We start from the raw sequence: 8,314 nt of genomic DNA on the forward strand, positions 1-8,314 counted from the left end.
ATTCGGCGTACGGCGGCGCAGGTTCAGCCTGCGCCGCCGTTTTTTCGACAACAACCCAAGGTCCGCGCAGCTTCGCCCAGACGATTCGCGCGTATTCCGCATGAGCGATCACACGCAAGTCTCTTCCGCGTCGCGCGGCGAACGGCGCACCCACGCGTCGCAGTTCGACCTGTTGCGCCAGCGCCGTTTCGCGCCGTTCTTCACGACCCAGTTCCTGGGCGCGCTGAACGACAACGTGTTCAAGATCGGCTTCACGTCGCTCGTCACCTATCACACCGCGCGCTTCTCCGGCGTCGACGCGAAGACGGCCGCGTTCCTGATCTCCGCGATCTTCATCCTGCCGTTCGTGCTGTTCTCGGCCACCTCCGGCCAGATCGCCGACAAATACGACAAGGCGACGCTCACGCGCTTCGTGAAGTCCTTCGAGATCGTGCTGATGCTGGTCGGCGCGGCCGGTTTCGTCACGCACAGCGCGACGCTGCTGTATCTGTGCACGTTCATGATGGGGATGCACTCGACGCTGTTCGGCCCCGTCAAGTATTCGTACCTGCCGCAGCATCTCGGCGACCACGAACTGGTCGGCGGCAACGGCCTCGTCGAGATGGGCACGTTCATCGCGATCCTGATCGGCACGATCATCGGCGGCGCGGCCGCGGGCATCGAAGGCAGCGGCGAGCGCGTGCTCGCGGTGAGCGTCGTCGTCATCGCGCTCGCGGGGCGGCTCGTCGCGCAGCGCGTGCCGTCGACGCCCGCGCCGCAGCCCGATCTCGTGATCAACTGGAATCCGTTCAGCGAAACGTGGCGCAATCTCGGGCTCGCGCGGCAGAACCGCACCGTGTTCCTGAGCCTGCTCGGCATCTCGTGGCTGTGGTTCGTAGGCGCGACGTTCCTCACGTCGTTCTTCAACTTCGCGAAGGACGTGCTGTCCGCGAGCCCCGACGTCGTCACGGTCCTGCTTGCGACGTTCTCGGTCGGGATCGGCCTCGGCTCGCTGCTCTGCGAGCGGCTGTCGCAGCGGCGCGTCGAGATCGGCCTCGTGCCGCTCGGCTCGATCGGCATCAGCGTGTTCGCGATCGAGCTGTATTTCGCGAGCCGCTCGCTGCCATCGCCCGGGCATCTGCTGTCGGTCGGGGAATTCCTGGGCGGCGCGCGTCACTGGCGCATCCTGGCCGACCTGTTCCTGCTCGCGATGTTCGGCGGCTTCTACAGCGTGCCGCTGTATGCGCTGATCCAGAGCCGCAGCGCGCCGACCCACCGTGCGCGGATCATCGCCGCGAACAACATCCTGAACGCGCTGTTCATGATCCTGTCGGCCCTGATGGCGATGGGGCTGACCAAGGCCGGGGTCGACATCCCCGGCCTGTTCCTCGTCACCGCGCTGCTGAACGTCGTGGTCGCGACGTACATCTACCTGCTCGTCCCCGAGTTCCTGCTGCGTTTCGTCGCGTGGGTGCTGGTGCACACGTTCTACCGGATTCGTCTCGTCCATGCGGAGCGGATCCCGGAAGAGGGCGCGGCCGTGCTCGTATGCAACCACGTGAGCTACGTCGATGCGCTCGTGCTGGCGGCTGCGAGCCCGCGGCCGATCCGGTTCGTGATGGATCACCGGATCTTCAAGGCGCGCTTCGCGAGCTGGGTGTTCCGGCATGCGAAGGCGATTCCGATCGCGCCGCGCCACGAGGATCCCGACATGCTCGCGCGCGCGTACGACGCATGCGAGGCCGCGCTGAAGGATGGCGAACTCGTGTGCATCTTCCCCGAGGGCAAGCTGACCAAGACGGGCGACATCAACACCTTCCACCACGGCATCACCGAGATCCTGGGCCGCACGCCGGCGCCCGTGATCCCGATGGCGCTGCGCGGGCTGTGGGGCAGCTATTTCTCCCGTCATGCCGATGCGCGCATGCCGCGGCCCATCAAGCGCGGCGTGATGAGCCGGCTGACGCTCGCGGTCGGCGAGCCGATCGCGGCCTCGGTTGCGACGCCCGAGGCGCTGCAGGCGGCGGTGACCGAGCTGCGCGGCGCGCGGAAGTAGGCAAGGCGGGCCCCGGCGGCTTCGTATCGGGCAGCGGGCGGCTGCAAACCGGCCGGTTCGATCGGAACGGCGCGGGTCGACGATTCTGGCGCCGGGCCGTCAGCGTGGCCGGCCAGTATGGTCTGAACGGTTCACGCGGCCCGCGGGTCCGGGACGGCTGGCATAATAGCGGTTTACCTCTTTTCTCGACCGGCAAACGATCGGCCTGCCAGCGGCCCCGGCAGCGCATCGGTTTGTCCATTTCTCTTTGGGCGGTTCCATCATGTCCGGCAATACCCTCGGCACGCTTTTCACTGTCACGACCTTCGGCGAATCGCACGGTCCCGCGATCGGCTGCGTGATCGACGGCTGCCCGCCGGGAATGGGGCTGACCGAAGCCGACATCCAGGTCGAGCTCGATCGCCGCAAGCCCGGCACGTCGCGGCACGTGACGCAGCGCCAGGAAGCCGACGAGGTCGAGATCCTGTCCGGCGTGTTCGAAGGCGTGACGACCGGCACGCCGATCGCGCTGCTGATCCGCAACACCGACCAGCGCAGCAAGGATTACGGCAACATCGTCGAGACGTTCCGCCCCGGCCACGCCGACTACACCTACTGGCAGAAATACGGCATCCGCGACTACCGTGGCGGTGGCCGCTCGTCCGCGCGCCTGACCGCGCCGCTCGTCGGCGCGGGCGCGGTCGCGAAGAAGTGGCTGCGCGAGCGCTTCGGCGTCGAAGTGCGCGGCTACATGAGCGGTCTCGGCGAGATCGACGTGCCGTTCGTCGACTGGTCGCACGTCCGCGAAAACCCGTTCTTCTCGCCGAACGCGGCGATCGTTCCGGAGCTGGAAGCCTACATGGACGCGCTGCGCAAGGACGGCGATTCGATCGGTGCACGCATCGACGTCGTCGCGTCGGGCGTGCCGGTCGGCTGGGGTGAACCGGTATTCGACCGGCTCGACGCGGACATCGCGAAGGCGATGATGAGCATCAACGCGGTGAAGGGCGTCGAGATCGGCGCGGGCTTCGACAGCGTCGCGCAGCGCGGCTCGGTGCACGGCGACGAACTGACGCCGGCCGGTTTCATCGGCAACCATGCGGGCGGCGTGCTCGGCGGGATTTCGACGGGGCAGGACATCACCGTGTCGATCGCGATCAAGCCGACCTCGAGCATCCGCACGCCGCGCCGTTCGATTACGAAGTCCGGTGAAGAAGCGACCGTCGAAACCTTCGGCCGCCACGACCCGTGCGTCGGCATTCGCGCGACGCCGATCGCCGAGTCGATGCTCGCGCTGGTGCTGATCGACCACGCGCTGCGCCATCGCGCGCAGTGCGGCGACGTCGAGACGCCGACGCCGAAGATCGCGGGCAGCGCGACCTGATGCAGCGGAGCCGGCACTCGCCGGTTCGACCGATTTGGCCGATTCGATGCGAAACGGGGCGCCTGCGGCGCCCCGTTTTCATTGGGCCGCCGCATCCGGCGGCGCGGCCGATTCGCGTACCCGCAGCTCCGGCAGTACCGCGCAACCGGGCCCGGCTGCGCCGTTTTCGAGTGCGTCGAGCAACGCGCGGGCGGCCTTGCGGCCGATCGCATCGGTGTCGACCCACATCGTCGTCAGCGCCGGCCGGATTTCGCGAGCCAGCGCGACATCGTCGAACCCGGTGATCGACAGCTGCGAAGGCACGTCGATGCCCAGTGCCTGCGCCTCGAGCAGGGCGCCGAGCGCGAGTGCGTCGTTGCCGCAGATCACGGCCGTCGGGCGCGTCGCGCCGCTGTGGGCAATCGCGCGCAGGCTCGCCCGCCCGAACGCGATCGTGGCCGCGCCCTCGTGCTGGTGGATCGGCCTGACCGCGAGCCCGCGCGCGGCGAGCGTCTCGTGAATGCCGCGCAGGCGGGCCTGCACGCGGTCGTTGTCGGCCGAAGGCTGCATGATGATCGCGAAATCGCGATGCCCGAGCTCGAGCAGGTGCGTGGTCAGTCGCGCGAATGCCGCGCGGTTGTCGAAGCCGATGCAGCAGTGCGGGCTGTCGTCGCGGTAAGCATAGGTGACGACATACGGCACCCGATGCAGGTCGAGCAGTTCGAATACTTCCGGCGGATAGGCTTCGCCGACCAGCGACACCGCTTCGACGCCGCGCGACAGCATCGCGCGCACCTGCGCGAGCGCTTGCGCCGGATCGTAATTCGAGCAGCCCAGGAACAGGGTGATGCCATGCTCGGCCATGACCGCCTGCATGCCCGCTACCTGCGATGCGAACACCTGGTCGTCGAGCGTCGGAATGATCGCCCCGGTGATGTGGGTGCGCGTGGAGGCGAGTGCGCGGCCGGCTGCGTTGGGAATCCAGTTCAGCGCACGTGCCGCGTCGCGCACGCGCTGCTGCACGTCGGCCGAGACCTTGCCGGGATCGTTGTAGACGCGCGAAACGGTCGCGGTCGACACGCCGGCGAGTTTCGCGACGTCGCCGAGCACCGACCGGCCGCTGCCGCGGCGCGCGCGAGCCGCGCCACCGCCGGATGAAGGCGTACTCATCGGTTATCCCCGGGCGCGGCTGCCCTGCAGGCTCCGCGCGTGGTCAAAAACGCCATCGTTTACCCTCGATTCATCGTGGTCCCGCTTGCAATCCCGGTCTCGCCTGTGAGAATGTAAGCGCTATCTTGATGCTACTCCGTATTATGTCAGACACAGATTTCAACCGCATCGTGAAGTTTTCGTCGACGAAGGCCGATCAGGCCATTTTGTACGTCGAAAATGTAAGCGGTTACATTCGATGATGATCCACACCAGACCACCCCGGATCGCTGTCGTCGGCAGCGTCAACGTCGACCTCGTCACGCATGCGCCGCGGCTGCCCGTGCCGGGCGAAACGCTGCTCGGCACCACGTTCCAGACCGTTCACGGCGGCAAGGGGGCGAACCAGGCGGTGGCCGCCGCGCGCCTCGGTGCGTCGGTCGCGATGATCGGCTGCGTCGGCAACGATGCGTTCGGCGCACGTCTGCACGACGCGCTGGCGGCGGAGCGCATCGACGTGACGCATCTGCACCGGATCGACGGCGAGGCAACCGGGGTCGCGACGATCACGGTCGATGCGCACGGCGCGAACAGCATCGTCGTCGTGCCCGGTGCAAACGCGCGCCTCGATGCCGAATTGATCGACCGGGCGCGCGACGCGATCGCCGGCGCGGCGCTGATGGTGTGCCAGCTCGAGGTGCCGATCGAGACCGTCGCGCGCGCCATCGGCAATGCGATCGCGCATCGCACGCCGGTGCTGCTCAATCCGGCGCCGGCCCGGCCGCTGTTCGACGCATTGCTGGCCCGCATCGACTATCTCGTCGTCAACGAAACGGAAGCGGAGTCGCTGACCGGCATTGCCGTCGGCGACGACGCGTCGGCGGTGCGGGCCGCCGACGCGCTGCGCGCGAAGGGTGTCGGCAACGTGCTGGTCACGCTGGGCGCGCGCGGCGTCTGCTGGCGCGGAAGTGCAGGGAGCGGCCGCCATCGGGCGATGGCGGTGGTCGCCGTCGATACGACGGCGGCCGGCGATACCTTCGTCGGCGGCTTCGCGGCCGCCCGGGCGAGCGGCGCGTCGATGGACGACGCGATCGCGTTCGGACAGCGTGCGGCCGCGATCAGCGTCACGCGCCACGGCGCGCAGACGTCGATTCCGACACGCGAGGAAGTGGAGCGTGGGGCCGCATAGATTCCGCGAAGACGGAACAGACCGAGGCCCGGAAACCATTCAGGACATGGAGACAAACGCAATGAACGAGAATCATGCTGTTCCGACTGCGCCGCCACGTATCCGGCGCGGACAACGTATTGCGCTCGCGCTGCTGATGGCGAGCGGGATCGTCAACTATCTCGACCGCGGCACGCTGGCCGTCGCGAGTTCGGCAATCCGGGGCGATCTCGGGCTGTCGCTCTCGCAGATGGGCTTGCTGCTGTCGGCGTTCTCGTGGAGCTACGCGCTGTGCCAGTTCCCGGTCGGCGGACTCGTCGATCGCATCGGGCCGCGCCGGCTGCTCGGCATCGGGCTGATCGTCTGGTCGCTCGCGCAGGCATCGGGCGGCATCGTGTCCACCTTCGGCTGGTTCATCGTCGCGCGCATCGTGCTGGGCATCGGCGAGGCGCCGCAGTTCCCGTCGGCGGCGCGGGTGGTGAGCAACTGGTTTCCGTTGCGCGCGCGCGGTACGCCGACCGGGATCTTCAACGCGGCGTCGCCGCTCGGCACCGCACTCGCGCCATTGCTGCTCGCGGTGCTCGTCGCATCGTTCAACTGGCGCTGGGCATTCGTCGTGACGGGTGCGCTCGGCCTCGTCGTCGCCGTCGTCTGGTTTGCGTTGTACCGCGATCCGGCGCGCGCGCAATTGACCGCGGCGGAACGCGCGTATCTCGATACCGATGCGCAGACGGCCGTCGCGATGCCGAAACTGACCTTCGCCGACTGGCGCAGCCTGTTTTCGCACGGCACGACCTGGGGCATGCTGCTCGGATTCTTCGGTTCCGTGTATCTGAACTGGGTCTACCTGACCTGGCTGCCGGGGTACCTGACGATGGAGCGTCACATGAGCCTCGTGCGCACCGGGTTTGCGGCATCCGTGCCGTTCCTGTGCGGGTTCGTCGGTTCGCTCGTTGCCGGCTGGCTCTCGGATCTGGTGACGCGCCGCAGCCGCTCGCCGGTCGTGAGCCGGCGCAACGCGGTGGTCGTCGCGATGCTCGGGATGGTCGCGTTCACGATTCCGGCCGCGCTCGTGCAGAGCAACACGGTCGCGCTCGCATGCATCTCGGTCGTGATCTTTCTCGCCAATGCGGCGTCGGCATGCTCGTGGGCGCTCGCGACGGCGGCCGCCCCGCCGAGCCGTGTCGCATCGCTCGGCGCGATCCAGAATTTCGGCGGTTTCATCGGCGGTGCGCTCGCGCCGATCCTGACGGGGGTCATCGCGCAGAGGTGGTCGTTCGTGCCCGCGCTGCTGACGGCGGCGGCAATCGCATTCGCCGGCGCGATGGCTTACCTGCTGCTGGTGCGCAAACCGATTCCCGAGCAGTCCGCGAGCGCCGCGCCCGGACCGCTGCCGGCCTGAGTCCGTCGGCTACACCCCCGTATTCACTGAAGGAAGGAGAAACAGATGCAACCACATCGGCAATCGAGCGCAACCATCGAGGGGATCGTACCGGTGATGCTGACGCCGTTCGACGACGCCGGCGCGATCGACTACGCGGGCCTCGAGCGACTCGTCGAATGGTATCTGGCGCACGGCTCGGATGCGCTGTTCGCGGTCGCGCAGTCGAGCGAGATGCAATTCCTGAGTCTTGCCGAGCGTGCGGAACTCGCGCGTTTCGTGGTCGAGCGGGTGGCCGGGCGCGTGCCCGTCGTCGCGTCCGGGCACATCAGCGACGATCTGGATGCGCAGGTCGCCGAGCTGCGTGCCGCGGCGGAATCGGGTGCGCAGGGCGTCGTGCTCGTGACCAACCGCCTCGATCCGCAGCGCAAGGGCAGCGCGGCGCTTCTCGACCATCTTCACAAGCTGCTCGCCCGGTTGCCGTCGGATCTGCCGCTCGGTTTGTACGAATGTCCGGCGCCTTATCGGCGACTGCTGTCCGATGACGAACTGCGTGCGTGCATCGACACCGGCCGCTTCGTGATGTTGAAGGACGTGAGCTGCGATCTGGAGACGGTGAAGCGACGCGTCGCACTCGCCGCGGGGTCGCCGCTGAAGATCCTCAATGCGAACGCCGCGATCGCATGGGATGCGATGAAGGCGGGTTCGGCCGGTTTCAACGGCGTGTTCACCAACTTCCATCCCGACCTGTACCGATGGTTGCGCACGCAGGGCGGCTCGGATCCGGCGCTGGCCGACGAGTTGTCGACGTTCCTGGTGCTCTCGGCGGTGTCGGAAGCGCTGGGCTACCCGGCGCTTGCGAAGATCTATCACCAACGGATCGGCACGTTCGGATCGATTCGTTGCCGTGCGATCGACTACGACGTGCGCGAGCGCTTCTGGGCGCTCGACGCGGTGCTCGACAAGATCGTGTCCGGTACCGAGCATTTCCGTCGGCGGATCGCGGCGCGTTAGCGCAGCCGATACGGGCGCGGTGCATGAGTCGCGCGCCCGATGGAGAGCCGGGCGGCGTCGAATGTCGAACGTCGAACCGACGAAAAAAAACGCCGCGCGAGGCGGCGTTCTTCGGCAGTTACATGTTCGGATAATTCGGCCCGCCGCCGCCTTCCGGCGTGACCCACACGATGTTCTGCGTCGGGTCCTTGATGTCGCAGGTCTTGCAGTGCACGCAGTTCTGCG

7 protein-coding genes are annotated in these 8,314 nt (G+C 67.6%); 5 read left to right on the forward strand and 2 right to left on the reverse strand.

The genetic code is table 11. The features are described from left to right. Positions 1 to 100 precede the first annotated feature (100 nt). Together DIE02_RS28810 and aroC are read left to right on the forward strand one after the other, a co-directional pair. Complete coding sequence (locus DIE02_RS28810) at positions 101 to 2,035, forward strand: MFS transporter (protein ID WP_124488974.1); 1,935 nt, start codon at positions 101 to 103, stop codon at positions 2,033 to 2,035. 262 nt (positions 2,036 to 2,297) lie between these two features. Then, the gene (aroC, locus tag DIE02_RS28815) at positions 2,298 to 3,398 is read left to right on the forward strand and encodes a chorismate synthase (RefSeq protein ID WP_124488975.1); all 1,101 of its coding nucleotides are present in this window, start codon (positions 2,298 to 2,300) and stop codon (positions 3,396 to 3,398) included. A gap of 78 nt (positions 3,399 to 3,476) precedes the next feature. Here the strand turns inward: aroC and DIE02_RS28820 are convergent, their stop codons facing one another. Then, positions 3,477 to 4,547 carry a LacI family DNA-binding transcriptional regulator gene (locus DIE02_RS28820; RefSeq protein WP_124488976.1) on the reverse strand — a complete coding sequence of 357 codons (1,071 nt, stop codon included), beginning with the start codon at positions 4,545 to 4,547 and terminating at the stop codon, positions 3,477 to 3,479. A 238-nt stretch (positions 4,548 to 4,785) separates the two neighbouring features. Between DIE02_RS28820 and rbsK the strand changes: the two genes are divergently transcribed. The 3 genes from rbsK (at position 4,786) to DIE02_RS28835 (ending at position 8,089) form a co-directional block, all read left to right on the forward strand. Further along, positions 4,786 to 5,715, forward strand: a complete 930-nt coding sequence (rbsK, locus tag DIE02_RS28825; protein WP_124488977.1) for a ribokinase — start codon at positions 4,786 to 4,788, stop codon at positions 5,713 to 5,715. Positions 5,716 to 5,776: 61 nt separating this feature from the next. Next, positions 5,777 to 7,096, forward strand: a complete 1,320-nt coding sequence (locus DIE02_RS28830; RefSeq protein ID WP_124488978.1) for an MFS transporter — start codon at positions 5,777 to 5,779, stop codon at positions 7,094 to 7,096. 45 nt (positions 7,097 to 7,141) lie between these two features. Continuing rightward, entirely contained in the window at positions 7,142 to 8,089 is a 948-nt protein-coding gene (locus DIE02_RS28835) for a dihydrodipicolinate synthase family protein (RefSeq protein ID WP_044846060.1), read from the forward strand. A 118-nt stretch (positions 8,090 to 8,207) separates the two neighbouring features. Here DIE02_RS28835 and DIE02_RS28840 read toward each other — a convergent pair. After that, on the reverse strand, positions 8,208 to 8,314 hold a 107-nt coding region (locus tag DIE02_RS28840), incomplete at its 5' end, for a 4Fe-4S dicluster domain-containing protein (RefSeq protein ID WP_141667388.1).

The organism is Burkholderia sp. Bp8991 (assembly GCF_003853795.1).
Lineage (GTDB): Bacteria > Pseudomonadota > Gammaproteobacteria > Burkholderiales > Burkholderiaceae > Burkholderia.